This window comes from Emticicia oligotrophica DSM 17448, from assembly GCF_000263195.1.
Taxonomy (GTDB): domain Bacteria; phylum Bacteroidota; class Bacteroidia; order Cytophagales; family Spirosomataceae; genus Emticicia; species Emticicia oligotrophica.
This window is the reverse complement of the sequence record NC_018748.1, coordinates 4,283,010-4,306,778: the sequence shown is the minus strand read 5'-3', so window position 1 is coordinate 4,306,778 and position 23,769 is coordinate 4,283,010. Positions and strand designations below refer to the sequence as shown.

Sequence of the window (23,769 nt, the reverse complement as noted above, 5' to 3'; positions counted from 1 at the left end):
ACTTGCAGTCAAATTTTAAAACTTTCATCAATAATGAATTTTCCTGCTGACCTACGCTACACAAGCGAACACGAATGGATTAGAATTACCGAAGGGAATGTTGCGGTAATTGGAATTACAGATTTTGCTCAGAGCGAATTGGGCGATATTGTATTTGTAGAAATTGAAACTGCTGGACAAACATTAGCAGCAAACGAAATTTTTGGAACTGTTGAAGCAGTAAAAACTGTATCAGATCTTTTCCTACCAGTTGCTGGAAAAATTCTTGAAGTAAATCCAGCATTAGCAAATTCACCAGAATTAGTCAATTCAGACCCATATGGTGATGGTTGGATGGTGAAAGTTGAGGTTGAAAACCTTGCCGATGTTGAAGCATTAATGGATGCCACTACTTACCAAGCAAGTATCTAATCCGATGGTTGCTATGACTCGATAATATTATAGAAAATGCCCTAATGAGGGCATTTTTTTTGAAATTTAATCTCAATCATACATTACGTTTGAGCGAAACAATTAAATTTAACATGAAAATTTTATTAAAATCAGTAAAAATTATTGATAAATCATCAAAATATAATGGGACGACTCAAGATATTTTGGTTGTTGATGGAATTATCAGAGAAATTGCAGAAAATATAACTGCTGAAGACACAAAAACTATCAGCGGAGAAAATTTGCATGTTTCGGCTGGATGGTTTGACCTCAGAGTTTCACCCAAAGACCCCGGTTATGAATCAAAAGAAGATTTATACACCTTAACCAATGCAGCTCTAGCAGGTGGTTTTTCTGAAATTGTTACCCTCCCCAATACTAAACCCGTAGTACAAAGCAAAGAGGCGATTGCCTACGTAAAAAACTTTGCAGCGGCACAAATCTTAAATATTCATCCAACTGGGGCTGTTACTAAAAATTGTGAAGGAAAAGATTTTACCGAAATGTTAGACATTTATCATGCTGGAGCAGTTGCTTTTACAGATGGAGACCATACACTTTGGAATGCTGATATTCTTTTAAAAACCTTACAATATTTAGCTCCAATTGACGCTCTTTTAATGAATCGTCCGGAAGAACCTTCAATGACTATTTTCGGACAAATGCATGAAGGTATTGAAAGTACGATTTTAGGTATGAAAGGAATCCCTTCTACCGCTGAAGAGTTGATGCTTATGCGTGATTTGAAACTTTTAGAATATTATTTGGGTGATTCAAAGAAAGATAAAAGTTGTCTGCATTTCTCAACTATTTCAACTAAAGAAGGAGTAGCATTAATCAGAGAAGCTAAACAAAAAGGACTTCCCGTAAGCTGTGATATTGCCGCTCATCAATTAGCTTTTACTGATAAAGATTTACATACTTTTGACACAAATCTTAAGGTAAACCCACCATTTAGAACCCAAGATGATATTGAGGCTTTAAAAGTTGGACTAGCAGATGGTACAATAGATGCTGTTGTTTCAGACCATAATCCACAAGATGAAGAATCGAAAAACCTTGAATTTGACATGGCCGATTTTGGTATCATTTCTCTTGAAACAACCTTTGCCACGCTTAATCAATTTTCAGAATTACCGATTGAAAAACTCATCGAAAAAATAACTTGCAATCCACGTAAGTTATTAAGATTACCATCCGTTAGTGTAAATATCGGTGAAGAAGCAAACTTAACCATCTTTAATCCAACACACGAGTGGGAATATCAAACAAAAGATATAAAATCTAAAGCAAAGAATTCTCCATTTATTGGTAAAACATTAAAAGGGAAAGCAATTGCTGTAATCAACAAGCATAAAGTACATATCAACAATGTTGAAAAATAAAATTTTAAAGTATTCAATAACGTATGGTGCAATTGCGGCAGCTGTCTGTATTATCATTGCCCTCATACAATATTATGGATTAGATAAAAGTCCATTTGGTCGATACAAAATTCCAGCTTTTGGCATCAATATCATTTTTGTAATTGTAGCGGTTTGGGTCTATCGGGCAAATAACTTGGGAGTATTGACATTCACTGAAGGTTTTTCGGTTGGATTCATGACAAATCTTATTGCCGCTCTAATCACAGGAATTGTATATTTCATATTCATTCAGTTGATTGATAAACCGTATGGGAATAATCACGCAATAATGCTTTGGGTACAGGAAAATATCAAAGGAATTGAAAAAATTAAAGAAACACATGTTAAAAATTTTGGTTTGCAGGAGTATGAAATCTTACTTCAACAAGCCAAAGAAGTTCCTACTGCTCTGTATGTATTTTTAGATGAAGTTGTAAAAAAACAATTAGTAATAGTTGCTATCACAATTATATCAATAATATTTAGAAGACACACTTTTACGATTTCATAAGATTTCGTTAGCTTTACTTAAAATTAACCTAACTCTGAACTAAAATGGAAAAACCTTCAACAGCTCGAATTGCTCTTAAATGGGGAATTATCACCGCTATCATGATAATGATATACACCGTATTATTATACGTTACAGGATTTTTCAAAAACCCAGCATTATCTTGGATTCCATTCATATTGTTACTATTTGGAATAATTATGTCATTGCGAGAGTATAAATCATTAAATGACAAATTTCTCAATTTTAGTGAAGGACTTGGCTTAGGTACGTTAATGAGCACAGTTTGTGGTTTGATTGCTGCCATGTTTAATTATATCTATATAAAATTTATAGATACAACCATAATTCAACAAATGCGTGAATTACAAATTGAGCAAATGGAGAATCAAGGCCTTTCACAAGCACAAATTGACCAAGCTATGGAAATAGCTTCAAGATTTGCAACGCCAGGTTTAACATTTATTTTCTCAGTAATTGGATATGTACTTTTTGGGTTTGTTTTTTCGTTAGTGGTGTCAGCAATTGTCAAAAACTCAAAACCTGAGATTGATTTCTAATTTTGTGAAAATAAAATAAGGATTTTAAGATGCTTTCAATATTAAAAAAAGAACTTTATAGCTTTCTCAATTCATTAGTTGCTTATATAGTAATCGGTGTTTTTTTAGTCATTGTGGGCTTATTTACTTGGTTCTTTGACTCAAATGTACTTGATTATGGCTATGCCGATTTGAATAATTTCTTTCAGTTAACACCATTTATTTTTATTTTTCTGATTCCTGCCATTACTATGAGGTCTTTATCAGAAGAATACAAAACCGGAACGATTGAGTTATTATTTACCAAACCCTTGAGCGAGTGGCAAATAATCATAGGAAAGTTTTTAGCGAGTTTTTTACTCATTGCAATTGCCTTACTCCCAACCCTACTTTATTATTACTCAATTTATCAATTAGGAAGTCCAAAAGGAAACATTGATTCTGCTGCGGTTAGTGGCTCTTACCTAGGCTTACTTTTACTAGGAGCAACATTTGCAAGTATTGGCTTATGGTCATCTTCAATAACTGATAATCAAATCATTGCATTTATCATTGGTGCTTTGTTTTGCTATATTATTTATGATGGAATTCAACAATTAGCCAATGTTTTCACAGGAACAACCCAATATTTTATTAATTTTTTGAGTCTTTCATATCATTATGATGCTCTTGGAAGAGGCTTAATTGACTCAAAAAATATTATTTACTTGTCAAGTATCATATTTTTGATGCTTTATTTGAGTAAACAAAACATAAGCTTGAAAAAAAACTAGAATATTCAAAAATACTTCATCAATGCAATTACCAATTTACCAAGTTGATGCTTTTTCAGATAAACTATTTGGTGGAAATCCAGCAGCAGTTGTACCACTAAAAGAATGGTTATCGGATGAAGTTATGCAAAAAATTGCCTTAGAAAACAACCTTTCAGAGACTGCTTTCTTTGTTCCTACCAATGATGGATTTGATATCAGATGGTTTACGCCAGCCATTGAAGTAAATCTCTGTGGACATGCCACTTTAGCAACAGCTTACGTTATTTTTAATGTACTCAAATATTCAAAGGATATAATCAATTTTGGCTCGAAAAGTGGAGTTTTAAAAGTTCGTAAAGATGGTAAATGGCTTGAACTAGATTTTCCAGTTCAAGAAACCAAACCTGCCGCTGCACCAGAAGGTCTGATTGAATCATTGGGAAAAACACCCAAAGAAATCTATCGAGCATCCGATGACTACTTATTAGTTTATAATTCTCAGAAAGATATTGAAGAAATAAACCCCAATTTTAGTGCTTTGAAAAACATTCAAGCAAGGGGAATTATAGTTACTGCAAAAGCAAAATCTAAAAAAATCGACTTCGTCTCAAGATTTTTTGGTCCAGGTGCAGGTATTGATGAAGACCCAGTTACGGGTTCTGCACATACGAAGCTGGTACCTTACTGGGCGAATAGATTAGGAAAAACCGAACTCAATGCCGAGCAAATTTCAGAGCGTAAAGGTTATTTAAAATGTAAATTGGTCAATGATAGAGTTTTAATGGCAGGAAAAGGAAGACTCTATTTAAAAGGAAAAATCACTATTTAAAATACATAAATGAGATTCATAAGACTGAGTCTCATTTTTTTAATAATTTTTTTGATAATTCTCATAAAACATTTATATTAAAACACTTGACACCCCCTACTTCGATTTTGTACCTTTGCATTCTTTAAAAGTAGATTTTAATATAATTCTTCACAAAAACGCTGTAAACTCAATACCCCAAGCATCAGCGAATAACAAATACTGTAAAAACAGTAGTTAAATAAACAGAATGAAACTTTCAGAATTTAAACTTGATCTCCCGCATAGTCTTATAGCCATGCATCCTTATGACCAACGTGATAGTAGTCGTATGATAGTGGTAAATCGTAAAACCAAAAAAATCGAACACAAAATGTTTAAGGACATTGTTGATTATTTTGGAGAAAACGATACAATGGTTGTTAACAATACCAAGGTATTTCCAGCTCGCTTGTATGGGTCAAAAGAAAAAACTGGTGCTAAAATTGAAGTATTCTTACTAAGAGAATTAAACCGTGAAATGCGTCTTTGGGATGTATTGGTTGACCCTGCTCGTAAGATTCGTGTAGGAAATAAATTATATTTTGGTGATAGTGATTTAGTAGCAGAAGTTATTGATAATACAACTTCTCGTGGACGAACAATCAGATTTTTATTTGATGGTTCGCATGAAGAAATGATGAAAACTATCCATGAGTTAGGAGAAACTCCTCTTCCAATTGACATCATTAAGCGTCCGGTTACAGATGATGACCGCGAAAGATATCAAACAATTTTTGCTGAACACGAAGGTGCGGTTGCTGCTCCAACTGCGGGCATGCACTTTACACGTAATGTGCAACGCAGAATGGAGTTAAAAGGTACGAATTTCTGTCCAATCACACTTCATATCGGTATCGGAACTTTCAGACAAGTGGATGTTGAAGACCTGACAAAACACAAAACCGATTCTGAAAACTTCTTTATTCCAGACGGAACGTGTGATATAGTTAATCAATCAATTAATAATGGCGGAAAAATTTGTGCAATCGGTACAACAGCCATGAAAGCTATTGAATCATCGGTTTCGGCAAGTAATCACTTAAAACCAGTTGAGAATGGTTGGACAGATAAATTTATTTTCCCTCCTTTTGATTTCAAAATCACGAATGCATTATTAACAAACTTACATCTACCAGAATCTATTTTGTTAATGACAGCCTGTGCTTTTGGTGGTCATGAATTAGTGATGCAAGCGTACAATGAAGCTATCAAAGAAAAATACAAATTCTTTACCTACGGCGACGTAATGTTGATTCTATAATTATTAGCCCCCAAAGGGGAGAAAAAAATGCAAGAAAACATTTTATCAAAACTTCCCTTTGGGACTAAACTTTTTGCTATAATTGTAGCTGGCGGTAGTGGATCAAGGATGAAAAGTGAAATTCCTAAACAATTTTTACCACTCAACGGCAAGCCTATTCTTATTCATACTGTAGAAAAATTCTTACAGATTCCTGAAATTCAAGTAATTGTAGTGCTTCCCAAGAGTGATATTTCTTATTGGGAAGACATCTCTCAAACTAACGAGTTAATTCAATCCAAAAAAGATTCTATTAGCATTACTGAAGGTGGTGCATCAAGGTTTCAATCTGTAAAAAATGGTTTATCAACTATTCATTCCGAAGGTCTCGTTGCGGTGCATGATGGAGTTAGGCCATTGATAAATCTTGAAATAATTCAAAATTCTTTCATTGTTGCTCATGAAAAAGGAACCGCCGTAACAAGTGTTTGGGTTAAAGATTCTGTAAGGTTTGTAAATAATTCTTCAGATAGTGAAGCTCTTGATAGAACCAAGCTCAAATTGGTTCAAACTCCGCAAACATTCAACGTAAGCCTCATGAAAAAAGCCTTTGAAGTACAAGAACAAAGCTTTTTTACTGATTGTGCAAGTGTACTCGAATTTGCAGGAGAAAGTATTTCATTGATTGATGGGGCTTATGAAAACATCAAAATTACTACTCCCGAAGATATGATTGTAGCAGAAGCTTTTCTTAGAACCAAATCATAAATTACTGGCAATTATACTCAAACTTTGAAGCACTATAAAGAGTCTTTCCTTGATTTTCAAGCAAAATATTCATTGTAGTTGGAAATCCTTGCTCATTATAATTCGTTTCTCTAACCGTTCTGTTATCTGGTACTTCTTTAAAATCTAGGTTTTGTACTGTATAAAATTTTGTTCCAACAATATTATTAGGACCAAACGGAATATAATTGTACAACGGTCTTAAAAGCCAATAATATCCAATTTCTGGAATTCCAGCAAAAAAATTACGTTTATCATCAAAAGTGTGTTCATTTACACTTGGAAGCGTACCAAAATCTGACCTAATTACCCTGAATGGGTTTCCATTATTATCATACTCGATTGTTCTATTCACACCTATCAAATTCAAACTTTCAACCGAAGTAGGATTCCCTTTAGAATCATATTCTATTGATATAACATTATTTTGAACGTTATTAACCTTTTGAATGATTTTCTCGGCAAAATCTTTACCATTTTCATATACAAATTCAAAGGTAATAATTCTATTGGAAGCAGATTCATCTCTAATTTTTGATACTTTCCCAAGTGCATCATACTCGTAAAAAATTTTTTGACGAGAAACTGTATCTTTATAATTTCTCAAATCATAACTATAAATTTGGATTACCCTCTTATCCTTTAATGTTAAAACATCATGATGTAGTGTACTTGTTGCAGGAAAATCGGTAATAAATTTAGTAAGCTGGCAAACTGCTAACTCTTCATTATTTTTACAAGAAAAGACGAATAAACTTAATCCCAAAAGTATAATTTTTATTTTCATGCTTGAGAAAATTAATTGATGACTGTTTTCTGAAAACTCGTTAAAATAACTTAGACAATAGCCATTCTGGTAATATTTTCAATAAAGTGGCAATTATAATATACCTTTTTGTTATGTAAACTACCTTTCTTTTAGAAACAATAGCGTTTGCAATCTGTCTAGCTGCTTTTTCAGGCGTTGCTACCCAAAACATACCTTTATTTTGCTTGGTCATGGGGGTATCTACATATCCTGGGCGTATATCGGTCACATAAACATTTGGGTTGTATTTAGCAGAACGCATTCTTAAACCCGACATATAATTGGCCATAAAAGCTTTTGAAGCGTGATATTCTGGAGAATAAGCACTACCAGTTTGAGAAGCCAGTGAAGAAACACCTACTAACTGACCTCTACCCTTTTTGGCAAAATAATTATAAGACCATTGTGCCAAAGCTACAAAACCTCTCACATTTATATCAATTGTATTGATTTCTTGTTCGTAAGTTGCTTTAGGATAACCAACACCTGCATTTATTATAATCAAATCAATTTCACCGAGTAGTTTTTCACAAGAATCCATCAATTTGCGAGCATCATCAATTTTTGCAACATCCATTTCAAGTGGATGAATTAATTTATCTGGGAATTGATTTTTTAATTCTTCAAGCAAAGTAACTCTCCTTCCTGTTACTACTAATTCATGACCTTGAGAAGCGTATAATTCTGCCAACGAACGGCCTATTCCTGATGTGGCACCAATTAGAATAATTTTCATTAATAATTTATAGGTTAGGTTTGAAGTATAGAATTGAATATTATGAACTAAATAATATTTTGTTTAATACCTTTGTTTACCAAATGTAATAAAATTAATTCAGAAATATGCAAAAGCGTTTATCGGCAGACGAATATATTTCAGGGGTATTGAGTGGTAATAGAATCATTCTGAGCAGAACAATTACCTTGATAGAAAGCCAATTACCAAGAGATAACGAAACCGCACAAAATGTTTTAGAGGGAATACTCCCCTACACTGGTAACTCCATTCGAATTGGAATTACGGGTGTTCCTGGAGTAGGAAAAAGTACATTCATTGAATCATTTGGAAAATATTTAACTTCACAAGGTAAAAAAATAGCGGTTTTAGCAATTGATCCTACGAGTCAACGCACCAAAGGGAGCATCATGGGTGATAAAACTAGAATGGAAGAATTGGCTCACGACTCCAATGCCTACATTCGCCCTTCTCCTTCAGGAAATACACTTGGTGGAGTTACCAACAAAACAAGAGAAACAATGCTGCTTTGCGAAGCGGCCGGATTCGATACTATAATTGTGGAAACCGTAGGTGTTGGGCAATCAGAAACAGTAGTGAAAGGTATGGTTGATTTCTTTCTTCTTTTGATGTTATCAGGAGCTGGTGATGAATTACAAGGTATAAAAAGGGGAATCATGGAAATGGCAGATGCAATAGCAATTACCAAAGCTGATGGAGATAATCTTCAAAAATCAAAAAATGCACGTATGGAATACGTACATGCTCTACACTTATTTCCACCCAACCAAAATCAATGGTATCCTCCCGTTCTTACTTGTTCAGCATTAGAAAAATCAGGATTAGGCGAAATATGGAAAGTTATTTTAGATTATGAAAAACAAATGAAAAATAGTGGATTTTGGAAAAGTAATCGACAAGAACAAAGTTTAAGTTGGATGTATGCCTATATTAAGCAATTTCTTGAAAATCATTTTTTTGAAAATGAGTCGGTTAAAAATAATATTGAGTACATCTCACAACAGGTATTGACCGAAAAAATACTACCAATTCAAGCAGCAAAAAAGTTATTAGAATTAAATAAATAAAATATTCTTGCACAATTAGATGGTATAATGGCAAGCTTTTGCTAGTCACTTCATAAAAATATAGTACTTTTGTGGACAAATTAATTTCCATTAGAAAATTTACTTACTTACACTGAAAACGTTTTTATGTTCTGGTATAACCTTTCGAAATTAATACTCAAAAATCGTAAAACTTGGCTATTTATACTTTTTTGTACAACGCTATTCATGGGTTACATGGCGTCAAAAATTGCTATGTCTTATGAATTAGCTCGTATATTACCTAAAAGCGACCAAAATTATAAACTTTACGAAGACTTCAAAAAACGCTTTGGTGAAGATGGCAACGTAATGGTCATTGCTATTAAAACCAATAAAATTTATGAATTAGAAGTTTTCAATCAATGGTATGATTTATCAAAAAAAATCAAAAACATTGATGGAATAAAAAATGTACTTTCAAACGCCAATCTGTTTGGCATTCAGAAAGATAGCGTTGAAAAGAAGTTTATTTTCCCGCCACTTGTTTCAAAAAGACCAACTACCCAAGCAGAAATTGATTCGGTTAAAGCAAAAATTGAAAGACTTCCTTTCTATAAAGGCACTATTTACAGCACTGATGGTGAAGCACATTTGATGGCCGTAACTTTCCAACAATCAAAATTAAATAGTAAAGAAAGAATTAACGTAAGTAGAGAAATTGAGACTGCAGCTCGTGAATTTGGTGTAAAAAATAACATTGAAGTTCACTTCTCAGGTATGCCTTTTATTCGAACTAATTTTATTTCAAAAGTATCTGCCGAAATGACCAAATTTTTAGCTTTGGCATTTCTAGTAACTATTGGAATATTATATATTTTCTTCCGTTCATTTAAAACCGTTCTTTATACTGCCCTATTAGTATTAATTTCGGTTGTTTGGTCAGTTGGATACATAGTGCTATTTGGTTATAAAATTACCATTTTGACTGGACTGATTCCACCTCTGATTATTGTTATTGGTATTCCAAACACAATTTTCTTGGTCAATAAATATCAAGAAGAATATCTCAAACATAACGACAAAATTCGTGCATTAGCGGTAGCAATTGAAAAAATTGGCAAAACAACATTTTTAGCCAACGTAACCACCTCAATTGGTTTCTTCGTTTTTTACTTTACGGGTAGCCCACTATTATTGGAATTTGGTTTGGTTGCTGCTATTTGTATCATGTCAACTTGGGCAATTTCACTAATTCTTATTCCTATTTTATTTAGTTATTCTGCCCCTCCAAGTGCAAAGAACGTTCGCCACCTTGAAAATAAAAATATCACTAAGTTTTTACGTTTTGTAAATCATATTGTACATAATAGTAGAACAGCACTATACACTTCTATTAGCCTATTGGTAGTTATATTCGGATTTGGTATGTTTCAACTGAAGGCCATTGGATACATAGTAGATGACCTACCTCAAAACGACCCAATTTATGCAGATTTAAAGTTTATTGAAAAACATTTCCATGGGATTGTCCCATTTGAAGTGGTTATTGATACAAAAAAAGAAAATGGTGTACTAAATCCACAGGTACTCAATAAAATCAAACTAATGCAAAGAGAGTTTGCTAAATACGAAGATTTCACGAATCCAATCTCTTTAGTTGAAGCCATAAAATTAGTTTATCAAGGCTATCGAGGAGGAGACCCAAAATATTACCAACTTCCCGGAGCATTAGAACTCCAAAAATTAGCTGAATATGTAGGTACGGTCAAAGGTAAAGAAAATTTAGCAACCCCTTTTATTGATAGCACTAAACGTTTTACACGTGTAAGTTTTCAATGTGGTGATGCTGGAACTGTTAGAATAAGAGAATTGGTAGAAAAATTACAACCAAAAATTGATACTATTTTCAATTTTGATAAAGAGTCGCAGCAGTGGCTTCCTAAAGAACAACAAATTGATGCAAAAATTACTGGAAATGGTGTAGTATTCATGAAAGGCAATGATTATTTGCTACAAAATTTGATTGAAAGTACAATTTGGGCAATAATACTGGTTTGTATAGTTATGGCCACCCAGTTCTTTGATGTAAGGATGATTCTCATCTCAACGATTCCAAGTATTTTGCCACTCATTATTACTGCTGGAGTTATGGGCTATTTTGGTATTCCACTGAAGCCTACAACAACTTTAGTGTTTAGTATTGCTTTTGGTATTTCATCCGATGGTACCATTTATTTCCTTACAAAATTCAAGGATGAAATGAAAAACCATAAAAAAACGGTCTCTCACGCTATAACTGAAACAATCATGTATACGGGTATAAGCATGTTCTATACAGCAATCATCCTTTTCTTTGGATTTGGTATTTTTGCTGCTTCAAATTTCAAAGGAACTGTTTATTTGGGTACTTTAGTTTCCACTACTTTATTGATGGGTATGATTGCTAACCTAATCTTACTTCCATCATTTATTATGACTTTAGAAAAAAAGAAAACAAAAGTATAAATGATTAATTTTCATACTGAAGGAATTGATTTTTCAGTACCAAATCCCATAAAAACAAAGCGTTGGATAAAATCAGTAATTGAATCTGAAGGATTAAAATTATCTGAAATTAACTACGTTTTTTGCAATGATGAATACCTACATCAGATAAATCTTGAGTATCTTGACCATGATACTCTTACTGATATTATCACCTTTGATAATTCTGAAGATGAAGGAATAATTGAAGGAGATATATTTGTGAGTATTGAAAGAATTGCTGATAATGCCAGTGATTTTGGTGTAAGTTTCGAACACGAGTTTAAAAGAGTAGTCATTCATGGTGTATTGCATTTATGTGGCTATTTCGATGAAACCGATGAAGAAGAGTTAACCATGAGAGCCAAAGAAGATTTTTATATAAAACTTTGGCAATAATCTACTTAAAATAAGCTTAGGCTATTTCTAAATGATTCATTCATAGTTTTTTTATAAGACCTAGATTGAATTCATAGAAATAGCTTTTTTTTTACCCAAATCAAAAGTTATTTAAAATTTTTCACCTTCAACATTTTCTATAATAACATCCACTTCAAACTTTTTACGTAATTAACTTTATCCTTTTGAATAAAAGTATAATTTTGAATTTTCTATAACAACCATACAAAAATCACCTATTAAATATATGCAAAATAAGATTGGAGGCTATCGAGCAGGTGCTATACCCGCCGATGTAAAAAAGAAATCTTCAGGTAAATTTGATAAATTACCTTCAAAAGTTGACTTGAGAGAGCATTTAACTGAGGTTGAAATGCAAGTAGGCAATAGTTGCGTAGCTAATGCATTTGCTGGAGCGTACGAGTACTTAGCCAAAAGAACAAACGGAGAATCTTCAGATGTGAGTCGTTTGTATATTTACTATAACGCAAGATGGCTCGTTGAAGAACAAGACAAAGACTCTGGTTCAATTATGTTCAAAGCAATCGAAGGTTTGCAAGAATATGGAGCATGTTCAGAAGAACTTTGGCCAAATGATGAAGAAATGATTTTATATGAACCTGACCAATCAGCTTATGAACATGGGGCGAACTTCAAAATTGTTGATTCAGAGTATATAGAAACTGATTTAGAACTTTGGAAACATACACTTGCAGAAGGCTATCCAATAGCTTTTTGTTTAAATACTTTCCAATCTTTTGATAGTGCTACAAAAAATAAGGGTAGAGTTCCAATGCCTAAACCGTCAGATAATGTCAGAGAGACTCATGGCTGGCATGCGATGCTTTGTGTTGGATATTCAGACCCTGATAACGTATTTATTGTAAGAAATTCTTGGGGTAAAGATTGGGGAGATAAGGGTTACTGCTATATTCCTTATGATTATGTCATGAACAAAGATTTCAATGGTCATGATTCTTGGATTATTAAATCTGTTGAAAGTCTCGACTTTAGTGAGGGTGTTTGGGATGACTCTGAAGAATCAAGTTTTACAGTTGATGGAATGATTTACGTTACTGATTTTTGGATTGAAACAAAAGATACAGAGAAATTTGCCACAAAATTAGAGAAATTGTGCCTTGAATATGTTGAAAATGAAGAAGACTTCTACTTTGATTATGAAGCTTCTGAAGAAGATGGCGTTGAATATACACACATCAACAATTTTGAAATTTTAACCGAATCTCCTAACGACTTCATAGAAGCATTAGACCAATTGTGCATAGATAATGCCATTGATGAAAACTATGGATTCAATTATGAAGGTAATGAAGAGGAAGAAGAAGAGGACGAAGACGAAGACGAAGACGAAGACGAGGAAGAGGAAGAGGACGAAGACGAGGAGGAGGAATCAAAATAAATTAAAAAGGTATGTAATATAACATACCTTTTTTTATTTAAAGGAGTATTTTTTTGAAATATCATCAATTATCAAAACCCAATCGAGGCCATATCCGATAGAAGGTGGTGTAAACTTTTTAGTACCTAAATTTTCATATATACCTTCAAATGTCACTTCACCACTTCTTGGGTTAAACCAATGAGCATTAACTTGTTTGCCACTTATTTTACCCATTTTCAAAGTAAATGGTTTTCCTACTGCTGAATAAACAAATGTATAACCCTCCCCCCTTGTAGCCTGAATACGTTCAAATGCGGAATTATTGTTTTCAAGAACCATATCTTGGTCAGGTATCCTTTCAAGAATAGGTCTTGACTCAATTAATTTTTTCAGAAACTTCACTTGGTTGGCAGCGGGCAAATCAAGTGCTTTTTGCCAATAAATATGTGGACCATTGACTGGCTTAACACCCGGCCGAAACATTTGCCAAATATCATGACAACCATAGGTAAATCCAAATGCTCCAGAAAATACATTTAAATACAAAGCCTTTCTTACATCATAAGCGTTGGTAGTTCCCAAATCATTTGCATTAAAACAAACTGGATGCTCTTCATATATTGGTTCACCATCAATTACTGGTTTTATTAATGGGTTTTCGTAAGAACTTTTTATTCTGTTGTATACATCATTATCACGGCAATGCCCTGTTTGAAACATATTAAAATCAAACCACCCATCTTGATGAAACCATTCACTTGCCCCAAATTGGTTTGGTTGAGGATGAAAAGAAATGATAACATTCTCGTTACCTCCGTAAGCCTCAACAATTCCTAAAGCCATTGACCTCCAAATAGTTACATCATCAGTATTTTTCCTTGGATTTCTATCACCTCCTAAAATCCAAATGATATTTTTCCGATTTTTATAACGATTAGCTATCCAAAACCCATAAATTCGGGCATTATCTGCATTAAATATTTCAGGACCCACTCCCCATTTATCTTTAAAGACTTTATCACCCCAGGTTGGTAATAAACCAATATTTAAGCCCATTTCATTAGCTTTATCAATAATAAAATCGACATGCTTAAAATAAGACTCATTAGGTTTTGTTGGGTCATTATCAATCAGTGGTTTATCTCCATACGCATTGGGAGTATTCAAACCATCTAATTCGGCAAGTGCCACCGCTTGTATCAAGTTAAATCCCTGTGATGCTCTTTTAGAAAGATAGTAAGTTGCCGAATCTCTATCAAGGGCATGAAAAAGTTCCCAAGCCGTATCTCCTACCCAAACAAATGGTTTACCATCCTTCATTAGATACCTCTTATTCTGACTCACCGAAAAGGATTGAGCAGAAAGTTGAAACACTGCAAAAAAACAGGTAAGACCAAGCAAGATTATTTTTTTCATAGGTAAATAATTATTGAGTAGGAGAATCAAAACGATTGAGATATTTTTTCAACTAATACTTGATTAATTCTTTCATAAGATTCAAAAGTCCAACCAGCAATGTGAGGCGTAAATATTACCTTATTTGATTCAGCTAATTTTTCAAATACTGCTTTTTGTTTGTCTGAAAGTTTTTGTAGTTTTTCATTTTCTAGTACATCTAGGCATGTTCCTAAAACTTTACCTTCATTCAATTTACTAAGCAAATCCTCCAAAACGACAATTTCACCTCTGGCAGCATTAATAAAAATGATATTTTTACTGAATTTATCAAGAAAACCTGCATCAACCATTTTATTACTTTCACTTGTAAGTGGAATGTGTAAACTGAGAATATCAGCCTCAGCAAAAATCTCTTCTATAGTACTTTCCTTTACAAACTCATCTCCAAAACCACTTTTGTACTTATCGTATGCAAGCACTTTACAACCGAAAGCTTTAAATCTTTTGGCGGTTTCAGAGCCATTATTTCCGTAACCAATGATACCGACTGTTTTACCAAATAATTCATACCCCCTATTCTTTTCTCTTTGCCAAATTCCTGCTCTGACCTCTTTATCTGCAATTAAAATATTATTCATTAAACATAAAACCATTCCAATTACATGCTCCGCCACAGCTACTCGATTTCCTTCATTTGCCGCAAAAATCTGAATACCTTTCGATTCTGCGGTTTCAATATCAATCAAGTCTAATCCTGCACCTGCCCTTCCAATAAACTTCAAATTGGACGCATTTTTCAATAATTCGGCATCAGCAAATGTTTTACTTCTAATGATTAAACCAACATAATTACCTAATTTTTCAATGATTTCTTGTCTGCTAATTTTTGGTTGATAATCAGGTTGAAAACCTATTTTTTCGAGCATCGGAATTAAACTAAGATGCATTTCATCAGCAATTAATACCGAACCTCTACTCGTATTATTGTTTGTCTTCACAGTACTTTTTTTATTATTTATTTGTAAGTAAATTGCAGCAAATTTACTCTTTCATGCTGAGACTTAAAGCGAATTTCAGCATAAAAAACATTATTTTTTAGAATTCATTTAAACTTCAAATAAATTGAGCGAAAATAAAAAACCAATCATTGGCATTAGTATTGGCGATTTTAACGGAATTGGCCCTGAAGTTATCATAAAGGCAGTGGGTAGTAACAGAATTAATAAAATCTGTACTCCGGTGATTTACGGTTCAAGCAAAATCATTAACCGATACCGACAGCTTCTTGAAATGAAAGATTGGCAATTTTTTACCATTCATAAAATCGAGCAGATTAATCATAAGCAGGTAAATGTTATTAACTGCATGAATGACCAGGCTTTGGAAGTACAACCAGGTATTGTTAGTCCAGAAGCTGGGAAATTAGCTTTTGAAGCTTTGAAAAAAGCCGTTGAAGATTTAAAAAACGGAAAAATTGATGCCTTGGTAACTGCCCCTATTAATAAACACAATATTCAAAGTGATGAATTCAAATTTCCTGGGCATACAGAATTTCTTGCCAATGCCTTTGAAGTAAAAGATGAACTCATGTTTATGGTAAGTGAAAATTTAAAAATTGGCGTTGCTACCGCCCACATACCACTCGAACAAGTGAAATCCGCTTTAAATAAAGAATTGATTATCAACAAAATAGCACAAATAAAATCTTCTCTTATTAAAGACTTTGGAATTCAAAAGCCCAAAATTGCTGTATTAGGTTTAAATCCACATGCAGGTGAGAATGGACTTTTAGGGAATGAAGAAAATGAAGTTATTATTCCAGCTATTTCTGAGTGTAAGAAAAAAGGTGACTTGGTTGTCGGGCCATTTCCAGCCGATGGTTTTTTTGGAACTTCTGCTTGGAAAAATTATGATGCCGTTTTAGCAATGTACCATGACCAAGGCTTAATGCCTTTTAAAATGATTGCATTTGAGAATGGTGTTAACTTTACAGCGGGGCTACCAAAAGTTAGAACGTCACCTGACCACGGAACTGCCTATGACATTGCAGGAAAAAACCAAGCTGATGAGTCTTCGATGTTACACGCCATATACACCGCGATTGATATTACAAGAAATAGAGAAGAATTGGATAGCTTAGAGGCAAATTCATTGAAGAAAAAAAATATTGTTCTCAAAGAAGCAAGTATGGAAGATTAAAACTGAAAGCTGAGTATTGAAAATTAAGTTCCCAATACTCAGCTCTACTATATTTCAAGGTCTTCAAAAGGACTCCTAATATTTACCAACTCAATTTGTGCAATTTGGTTATAAATCGAAGTCGTTTGAAGATATTTATGTCCTAAAATTTCTTGTAATAAATGTATATCCATACCTCTTTCTAAACAATGCACAGCATAACTGTGTCTGAGAGTGTGTACAGAAGCATCTTTTTCAATTTTTGCTTTCGCAAGTGCTTGTTGAAAAACTAATTGCACACTCCTTGGGCTATACGTTTTACCGTTCTCTCCTCCAAATAATAATTCACTCGGTTGATATTTTTCAATGTAGGCATATAAAATTGGCATCAACTTTTTGGGTAACATTAAAGTTCTACCCTTTTCTGATTTAGAAGGTGGCACTTTAATTTCTCTTTTATTAAAATTAATGTCTGTAACTTTCAAATTTAGCACATCACTTAATTTCAATCCGGCTGCATAAATAATTGACATCAAAGCTTTATGCTTGAGGTTTTCTAATACTGAAATTAGTTTTTTAACTTCATCTTCGGTCAAAATTTCCGGTAAACTTTCAGCTTTAGATTCGCCGTTTGCTTTAATACCTAACTTACGATTGAAAATTACCTCATAAAATAATTTGATGGCTTTTCCTGCTTGGAGAGCAGCATCAGCGTTTCCACCTTTCTTTTCACCGAGGTCAATAAGATAAGCGGCAATAAGTTCTTCCGTAATTTTACTTTGGGGCAAATCTCTAAAATGATTGTAAAATACAAAGATAGCATTCCGATAAGCAGCTATCGTTTGTGTATTGTACTTCCCCTTTCTTAGAATTTCTGTAAAACGTTCAATTAGGTGGGTCACAGCTTAGGTAATTATTTTTGGGTTGTTATTAAGAAAAATATAAATATTGACTCTAAAATAAGTGTAAAGTCACATTTTTAATGAGTTTTTTTATGATTTTTGCATAAAACTAAAAACAAAAAATTAAATAAACCAAATAAATGCTCATTTGCTTTATAATTCTTTATTTATTAATAACTATTGGGGTTGGTTGGTATGCATCAAAGAATGTAAAAACTTCAAAAGATTTTACAATAGCTGGCAGGCAAATGCCTACATACGTTGTTGCCTCAGGTTTATTTGCCACTTGGTTTGGTTCGGAAACTGTCATGGGAGCTTCATCAGAATTTGTAGATAATGGCCTATTAGGTGTAATTGAAGACCCTTTCGGAGCAGCTTTATGTCTGTTACTTATAGGAATGTTCTTTTCAAGACCACTTTATAAACTAAATATTTTAACTTTTAGTGATTACTTCCGCATCAGGTATGATAATAAAGTCGAATGGATTTCAGCAATTTTTATGATTCCGTCATATTTTAGCTGGATTGCAGCACAACTTGTCGCATTGGCTATTGTCCTGCAATCAATAGCGAATGTGCCATTTGTTTGGGGAATTTTAATATGTGCATCAGTCGTACTGTTTTATACTTATGTTGGAGGAATGTGGTCTGTTGCTATTACAGATACCATTCAAACGGTAATAATTGTTATTGGCCTATTATTACTAATGCTAGAAATGCTTTATGAAGTTGGAGGAACAGAAAAAATTCTCATGAATACCCCAAAAGATTTTTTTAGGTTTACTCCAAAAGATAATTCCTTCAATAGTTGGATTGGCTATTTTGCAGCATGGATTACAATCGGTTGGGGTTCAATTCCTCAACAAGATGTATTTCAACGAACGTTATCAGCCAAAAATGCAGATGTTGCCGTAAGAAGTGCCTATTGGTCTGCCCTTATGTATCTTTCAGTAGCTTCTATGCCACTTGTCATTGCACTATGTGGAAGTATTTTGTACCCAGACATTAAAAATGGAGATTCTCAAATGCTCATTCCATTTTTAGTACTAAAACACACAAGTTTAGGCATGCAAATTCTTTTTTTTGGAGCATTACTTTCTGCCATTTTAAGTACTTGTAGTGGAGCCATCTTAGCCCCAGCAACAGTTTTAGGTGAAAATTTAATAAAACCACTCTACGGACACAAAATTTCAGATAAACAATTGCTCAAAACTATGAGAATGTCATCAATTGCCATTACAGCTCTGAGTGTTACTTTATCTTTATACAAGGCAGAAATTTATGAATTGGTTGGCGAATCGTCTGCTTTAAGTTTAGTTGCCCTATTTATTCCACTGGTGGCTGGCCTATACTGGAAAAAAGCAAATGCACTTGGAGCGATTCTCTCAATGACTCTGGGCACAAGTGTTTGGACGCTCTTTGAATTCTATGAATCTGAAATCCCATCCATGATTTGGGGTTTGCTTGCGAGCATTAGCGGAATGATTTTAGGCTCTTTAATCAAGAAAAATTAATTTTTTTTATGGAAAGGTACATTTCTATTGAAGATTTTATTGAAAGTCAAAATACAGATATAGGTCTATTACTTACTCAATTAAGAAATTGTGTATTGAATACGCATCCTAAAATGAAGGAGAGGTTTTTGTATAATACAGCTATGTTTGGCGTTAAAAATGAATTGTGCTATTTCAATGTACTAAAAAATGATAAAGGAATTGAAGTTGGATTTCATAGAGGATTTCAGCTATCCAATGAGCAAAATATTCTAGAAAATAAGAATAGAAAGTTTATTCATGGCATTACATTTAAAAATATTAGTGATTTTAAAGAAAAAGAAGCTTTGTTTATAGAAGTAATCCAAGAAGCAATTATTCTTGATGATATACACGAAAAGTCAATTTTTTCCGAAATGTTACAAAATGGAAGAAAAGCTAAACAAAAGATAAACCCCTCAAAGGATTAAGCTTGAGGGGTTTATTTCATAGTTATTTTATGTATTTTTGCTCAAAATATTCTTTTTTCTCTCTTAGTGTTTTTACTAAAGTTTCAATCTCTTTTGGTGGTTTATTGTATTCAAAGGTTACTTTGTATTTCGAATCTCCTTTGACAATCTCTACCCATTCGGCTCCACCATCTGCACAATCCGGACAACCGATAACTTCATTTAATTTTTTAAAGGATTCATAATTAAGATTCTTCGTAATAGTACTCTGAAAATCCGCATCAAGAACTTCTTTATATGTAATTGGATTTCCTCCCACAGCACCCCTACCCTCATTATAATAAACAGTAAACAACAAATCGGAGTTAGCTATATTTAATTCTTTTTTACAAGGCCCCACGCACATACCAAAACTTGTACCGTAATTGATTGTATAATCGCCCATAGATGCCTGATTAACAGACACTTCATTTTCTTTTTCACAATTTAACAAAAATAATGTGGAAAGAATCATTAAGATAAGAAATTGAATTTTCATAATTTAATTAGATTTTTGTGAATTAGTTTTACAAAGATAAGATTCAGAATACATATAAAAGGTTGGAAAGATGACTCCAAAACAAATTCAAATTATTGCTCAAACAGTAGGTGTGAGCGAAAAAAGTATCCAAAATACCATTAATTTATTCGAAGAAGGAGCAACAGTACCATTTATTTCTAGATACCGTAAAGAAATGACTGGTAGCATGGACGAAGTACAAATTGCTAATACCAAAGAATTATACAATAAATTTCAAGAAGCGGATAAACGCCGTGAAGCAATCATAAAATCTATTGAAGAACAAGGTAAAATGACACCTGAGTTATTAAATAAACTCAAAAATGCACTTTACCTAAACGAACTAGAAGATTTATATCTCCCTTACAAGCAAAAACGAAAAACGAGAGCGATAATAGCTATTGAAAAGGGCCTTGAACCACTTGCTAAAATAATTTTTGCTCAAAAAGACAGAAATATTGAAGCAATTGCTGAAAAATACCTAAATGAGCAAGTAGAAAATGTGAATGATGCTCTTCAAGGTGCAAGAGATATTATGGCAGAGTGGATTAACGAAGATATTCAAGCCAGAAATGCAGTTCGCAAACTATTCGAACGTGAAGCAATTATTACTTCTAAAGTTAAAAAAGGCAAAAAAGAAGAAGGAATTAAATATCAAGATTATTATGATTTCTCCGAACCGCTTTCAAAAATTCCATCTCACCGCCTATTGGCACTTCGCCGTGGTGAAGAAGAAGGTATTCTCTCGATTGATATTTCAATTGAAGTAGAACGTGGCGTAGATGCCCTCGACCGTATTTATCTACGCGGCTTACCTGAAGCTAAAGAGCAAGTAGAACAAGCTATCAGTGATTCGTATGACCGTTTATTGAAGCCGAGTATCGAAACTGAATTTAGTAATATTTCTAAGCAAAGAGCTGATAGTGAAGCAATAAAGATTTTTGCAACCAATCTTCGTCAGCTGCTTCTAGCTTCTCCGTTGGGGCAGAAAAGAGTATTAGGCATAGACCCCGGATTTAGAACTGGATGTAAAACTGTATGCTTGAATGAACAAGGAGATTTATTGTTCGATACAGTAATTTATCCTATGGATAAGAAAATTGAAGCAGAAGCAGTTGTTAAAAAATTAATACTTGAATATCGAATAGATGCCATTGCCATTGGAAATGGAACTGCGAGCAGAGAAACAGAGGCTTTTATAAAAAACCTTATTAAAGCATCCAACGGTTTATTGAAAGTTGCAGTTCATGTTGTTTCCGAACAAGGGGCTTCTATTTATTCGGCTTCACCCATTGCTCGCGATGAATTTCCGAATAAAGATGTAACCGTTAGAGGAGCCATATCTATTGCAAGAAGATTAATGGACCCGCTTGCAGAATTGGTTAAAATTGACCCAAAATCAATCGGTGTTGGCCAATATCAGCATGATGTAGAACAAAAAATGCTGAAAGAGAGTCTTGATTCAGTAGTAGAAAGTTGTGTAAACTTAGTTGGCGTTGAGTTAAATACCGCCAGTAAACACTTATTGAGTTATGTTTCAGGATTAGGCCCTTCATTGGCACAAAATATCGTAGAATATCGTGCAAAAAATGGTGCTTTCAGTTCAAGAGAAGAACTCAAAAAAGTACCACGCTTAGGTGCAAAAGCATTCGAACAATGTGCAGGATTTCTTAGAATTAGAGGAGCTGAAAACCCATTAGATAATTCAGCTGTGCACCCAGAAACTTATGCAATAGTACAGAAAATGGCCAAAGATTTAGGTGTTAAGGTTTCAGAATTAATTGGTAATGAGCAGCTTAAATCAAAAATTGTATTAAAGAATTATGTCACCGAAACGGTTGGAATTCCTACGCTAAATGATATTTTATCAGAATTACAAAAACCAGGTCGTGACCCTCGTGAAGCCCTTGAAGCATTTGAGTTTTCGGCCGATGTTCACTCAATGGAAGACCTAAAAGTAGGTATGATTCTTCCAGGAATTGTAACCAATATTACGGCTTTTGGATGTTTTGTAGATATTGGTGTTCATCAAGATGGTTTAGTACACGTATCGCAGATGTCTAATAAATTCATTAAAGACCCCAATGAAGTAGTTAAGGTTCATCAAAAAGTACAAGTAAAAGTAATGGAAGTTGATATTCCAAGAAAACGAATTGGTCTTTCAATGAAGTTTTAGTTGGGGGTTTGAACTAAAACCATTAATTTTGCATTCATACAATGCAACTGGGGACGACCGGTTTTGACGGCGTGAGTGGTTGCGAGTATAAGCATGTCGGGAGTTGGTAGAATCTCCTGTCAAAAATTCTTCCAAAAAATAACTGGCAATACTTCGTATGCCATGGCTGCTTAATTCCGGAGTGAATTAAACATTTAGCCACATCCCGCCTCGGCTAACCTCTGCCGCTGAGGAGTTCGGGGTGTCGACAATGCAGAGGCGATTACTTGCGGGGAACTTGCTGGTAATTAGTATTTAGGTTTCTAAGGAACAGTCTTGGTACGTCGGACACCGAGCTTTTCTCGAAAATTAAGACCGACTAAACATGTAGAAGGCTCGACGATTGCCATGTTCGGACCAGAGTTCGACTCTCTGCGTCTCCACTAAAATCCTGATAACCAATAAGTTGTCAGGATTTTTTTATTGAAAAAACTTTTTCTAAAACAAATAGTTTTTCTAAAAAAGAGAAGAACTAATGCGTGAGATTTTTTTAGGAAACGATTTAGAGGAAATTGAAAAACAAATTTGGCAATTACTTAATGATTCGGTTCATTCATACAAGGCACCATTTCATCATGGAATTATTGCCACAATCAATGAGCACTTTCCAGAACAAAGAACAGTAGTTTTGAGAAATGTAATTTTGGCAAAAAAAGCTTTATGCTTTCACACCGATATTAGGTCAAAAAAAATTGATGACTTAACTAAAAATAATTCCGTAAGCTGGCTTTTCTACAATGATGAATTAAAATTACAGCTAAGGATTTACGCAAAAGCATTTATTCATCATCAAGATGAATTTTCTGAAAATGCTTGGTCTAAAGCTCGCTTACAAAGCAAGTTATGCTATACTACTGCCGCAAAATCGGGGAATTTTATAGAAATTCCCGAATTAATTGATTTAAATAGGAAAGATGTATCTAATGAATTGCTGAGCTTTGCCAGAGAAAACTTCTGTGTAATTGAGACCCAAGCCCATGCATTAGACTTCGTTTTTTTAAATGCCAATGGTAATAAACGAGGATTTTTTTATTATAGACATCAATTTTCAAGTTGGCGACAGATTTAAGAACTTAAAATTTGGCTTCAATTAATTATATGTACTAACTTAGAGCTTCATTCTATTTATTCAATCTTAA

General features: G+C 33.7%; 23 protein-coding genes and 1 other RNA gene. 18 read left to right on the top strand and 6 right to left on the bottom strand.

Annotated elements, in window-relative coordinates:
* The first annotated feature begins 33 nt into the window (after positions 1-33).
* The 8 genes from gcvH to EMTOL_RS17845 all read left to right on the top strand — a co-directional run bounded on the left by gcvH (position 34) and on the right by EMTOL_RS17845 (position 6,501).
* Positions 34-411 carry a glycine cleavage system protein GcvH gene (gene gcvH / locus EMTOL_RS17880; RefSeq protein WP_015030727.1) on the top strand — a complete coding sequence of 126 codons (378 nt, stop codon included), beginning with the start codon at positions 34-36 and terminating at the stop codon, positions 409-411.
* A gap of 113 nt (positions 412-524) precedes the next feature.
* Entirely contained in the window at positions 525-1,817 is a 1,293-nt protein-coding gene (locus EMTOL_RS17875; protein ID WP_041694238.1) for a dihydroorotase, read from the top strand.
* Positions 1,804-2,349, top strand: coding sequence for a DUF4199 domain-containing protein (locus tag EMTOL_RS17870; RefSeq protein WP_015030725.1), 546 nt, complete (start codon positions 1,804-1,806; stop codon positions 2,347-2,349). The genes EMTOL_RS17875 and EMTOL_RS17870 overlap by 14 nt, the downstream gene beginning before the upstream one ends.
* A gap of 44 nt (positions 2,350-2,393) precedes the next feature.
* Positions 2,394-2,909: a DUF4199 domain-containing protein gene (locus tag EMTOL_RS17865; protein WP_015030724.1), complete on the top strand. Its 516-nt coding sequence runs from the start codon at positions 2,394-2,396 to the stop codon at positions 2,907-2,909.
* Positions 2,910-2,938: 29 nt separating this feature from the next.
* A complete protein-coding gene (gldF, locus tag EMTOL_RS17860) occupies positions 2,939-3,661 on the top strand; it encodes a gliding motility-associated ABC transporter permease subunit GldF (RefSeq protein ID WP_015030723.1) in 723 nt (240 codons plus the stop codon).
* A gap of 22 nt (positions 3,662-3,683) precedes the next feature.
* Complete coding sequence (locus EMTOL_RS17855; protein WP_015030722.1) at positions 3,684-4,472, top strand: PhzF family protein; 789 nt, start codon at positions 3,684-3,686, stop codon at positions 4,470-4,472.
* 229 nt (positions 4,473-4,701) lie between these two features.
* Positions 4,702-5,754: a tRNA preQ1(34) S-adenosylmethionine ribosyltransferase-isomerase QueA gene (gene queA, locus EMTOL_RS17850; RefSeq protein ID WP_015030721.1), complete on the top strand. Its 1,053-nt coding sequence runs from the start codon at positions 4,702-4,704 to the stop codon at positions 5,752-5,754.
* A 27-nt stretch (positions 5,755-5,781) separates the two neighbouring features.
* The gene (locus EMTOL_RS17845; RefSeq protein WP_015030720.1) at positions 5,782-6,501 is read left to right on the top strand and encodes a 2-C-methyl-D-erythritol 4-phosphate cytidylyltransferase; all 720 of its coding nucleotides are present in this window, start codon (positions 5,782-5,784) and stop codon (positions 6,499-6,501) included.
* A 1-nt stretch (position 6,502) separates the two neighbouring features.
* On the opposite strand, the gene EMTOL_RS17840 is transcribed toward EMTOL_RS17845, so the two are convergent.
* Positions 6,503-7,306: a hypothetical protein gene (locus EMTOL_RS17840; RefSeq protein WP_015030719.1), complete on the bottom strand. Its 804-nt coding sequence runs from the start codon at positions 7,304-7,306 to the stop codon at positions 6,503-6,505.
* Between the two features lie 40 nt (positions 7,307-7,346).
* Entirely contained in the window at positions 7,347-8,063 is a 717-nt protein-coding gene (locus tag EMTOL_RS17835; RefSeq protein WP_015030718.1) for an SDR family NAD(P)-dependent oxidoreductase, read from the bottom strand.
* A 107-nt stretch (positions 8,064-8,170) separates the two neighbouring features.
* Here EMTOL_RS17835 and meaB point away from each other — a divergent pair, with 107 nt between their 5' ends.
* From meaB to EMTOL_RS17815, 4 genes are all read left to right on the top strand, one after another.
* On the top strand, positions 8,171-9,151 hold the full coding sequence (gene meaB, locus EMTOL_RS17830; RefSeq protein ID WP_015030717.1) for a methylmalonyl Co-A mutase-associated GTPase MeaB: 981 nt from the start codon (positions 8,171-8,173) through the stop codon (positions 9,149-9,151).
* A gap of 216 nt (positions 9,152-9,367) precedes the next feature.
* Positions 9,368-11,617, top strand: coding sequence for an efflux RND transporter permease subunit (locus EMTOL_RS17825; protein ID WP_305953266.1), 2,250 nt, complete (start codon positions 9,368-9,370; stop codon positions 11,615-11,617).
* Complete coding sequence (gene ybeY, locus EMTOL_RS17820; RefSeq protein ID WP_015030715.1) at positions 11,618-12,034, top strand: rRNA maturation RNase YbeY; 417 nt, start codon at positions 11,618-11,620, stop codon at positions 12,032-12,034.
* Between the two features lie 247 nt (positions 12,035-12,281).
* Positions 12,282-13,454: a C1 family peptidase gene (locus EMTOL_RS17815; RefSeq protein WP_015030714.1), complete on the top strand. Its 1,173-nt coding sequence runs from the start codon at positions 12,282-12,284 to the stop codon at positions 13,452-13,454.
* A gap of 33 nt (positions 13,455-13,487) precedes the next feature.
* On the opposite strand, the gene EMTOL_RS17810 is transcribed toward EMTOL_RS17815, so the two are convergent.
* Positions 13,488-14,852, bottom strand: a complete 1,365-nt coding sequence (locus EMTOL_RS17810) for a glycoside hydrolase family 140 protein (protein WP_015030713.1) — start codon at positions 14,850-14,852, stop codon at positions 13,488-13,490.
* A gap of 26 nt (positions 14,853-14,878) precedes the next feature.
* A complete protein-coding gene (locus tag EMTOL_RS17805; RefSeq protein WP_015030712.1) occupies positions 14,879-15,832 on the bottom strand; it encodes an NAD(P)-dependent oxidoreductase in 954 nt (317 codons plus the stop codon).
* Positions 15,833-15,956: 124 nt separating this feature from the next.
* On the opposite strand from EMTOL_RS17805, the gene pdxA reads away from it, so the two are divergent.
* On the top strand, positions 15,957-17,033 hold the full coding sequence (pdxA, locus tag EMTOL_RS17800) for a 4-hydroxythreonine-4-phosphate dehydrogenase PdxA (RefSeq protein WP_015030711.1): 1,077 nt from the start codon (positions 15,957-15,959) through the stop codon (positions 17,031-17,033).
* 47 nt (positions 17,034-17,080) lie between these two features.
* On the opposite strand, the gene EMTOL_RS17795 is transcribed toward pdxA, so the two are convergent.
* Positions 17,081-17,914 (bottom strand): tyrosine-type recombinase/integrase, encoded by an 834-nt coding sequence (locus EMTOL_RS17795; RefSeq protein ID WP_015030710.1) that lies wholly within the window; start codon positions 17,912-17,914, stop codon positions 17,081-17,083.
* A gap of 140 nt (positions 17,915-18,054) precedes the next feature.
* Between EMTOL_RS17795 and EMTOL_RS17790 the strand changes: the two genes are divergently transcribed.
* Positions 18,055-19,428, top strand: a complete 1,374-nt coding sequence (locus tag EMTOL_RS17790) for a high affinity choline transporter 1 (RefSeq protein ID WP_015030709.1) — start codon at positions 18,055-18,057, stop codon at positions 19,426-19,428.
* 8 nt (positions 19,429-19,436) lie between these two features.
* Positions 19,437-19,877 (top strand): DUF1801 domain-containing protein, encoded by a 441-nt coding sequence (locus tag EMTOL_RS17785; protein ID WP_015030708.1) that lies wholly within the window; start codon positions 19,437-19,439, stop codon positions 19,875-19,877.
* 22 nt (positions 19,878-19,899) lie between these two features.
* On the opposite strand, the gene EMTOL_RS21950 is transcribed toward EMTOL_RS17785, so the two are convergent.
* The gene (locus EMTOL_RS21950) at positions 19,900-20,394 is read right to left on the bottom strand and encodes a hypothetical protein (protein ID WP_015030707.1); all 495 of its coding nucleotides are present in this window, start codon (positions 20,392-20,394) and stop codon (positions 19,900-19,902) included.
* Positions 20,395-20,464: 70 nt separating this feature from the next.
* On the opposite strand from EMTOL_RS21950, the gene EMTOL_RS17775 reads away from it, so the two are divergent.
* The 3 genes from EMTOL_RS17775 to EMTOL_RS17770 all read left to right on the top strand — a co-directional run bounded on the left by EMTOL_RS17775 (position 20,465) and on the right by EMTOL_RS17770 (position 23,699).
* Positions 20,465-22,591, top strand: coding sequence for a Tex family protein (locus tag EMTOL_RS17775; protein WP_015030706.1), 2,127 nt, complete (start codon positions 20,465-20,467; stop codon positions 22,589-22,591).
* 49 nt (positions 22,592-22,640) lie between these two features.
* Positions 22,641-23,016, top strand: a transfer-messenger RNA (tmRNA) gene (gene ssrA / locus EMTOL_RS22250).
* Positions 23,017-23,105: 89 nt separating this feature from the next.
* Positions 23,106-23,699, top strand: coding sequence for a pyridoxamine 5'-phosphate oxidase family protein (locus EMTOL_RS17770; protein WP_015030705.1), 594 nt, complete (start codon positions 23,106-23,108; stop codon positions 23,697-23,699).
* The last annotated feature ends 70 nt before the right edge of the window (positions 23,700-23,769 follow it).